We start from the raw sequence: 262 nt of genomic DNA, 5'->3' as shown, positions 1-262 counted from the left end.
CAGAATGCGCCAGATCTCAAGGCTGATATCGGCGATTGCTATATTATTATAAGTAATGCTGCCATCATTGAATCGGGTAAAGGTAACCTCTCCATAAATCCGAGATTGGTCCAATACAAGGCTCCCCCAGTTAGTAGCTGACCAAAACTTAAACTCATCCGGTGCATTGCGTTTACTTTGATGAATAGCCTCTACCAAGTTTGGCATACCTAAACTAGCGGATATATTTTTGAACTTTTGTTTTTCTGTAACAGCAACACTG

General features: G+C 40.8%; 1 pseudogene. It reads right to left on the bottom strand.

What is annotated here, in order from left to right:
• Nucleotides 1-262 (bottom strand): annotated as a pseudogene (locus ACS2QP_RS27990) (hypothetical protein); the annotation flags it as partial.

It is taken from the genome of Bacillus cereus group sp. Bce019, from assembly GCF_051781745.1.
In the GTDB taxonomy this organism is placed as follows: domain Bacteria; phylum Bacillota; class Bacilli; order Bacillales; family Bacillaceae_G; genus Bacillus_A; species Bacillus_A cereus.
Note: the sequence above shows the minus strand (reverse complement) of the source record. Positions and strands in the feature narration are given on the sequence as shown.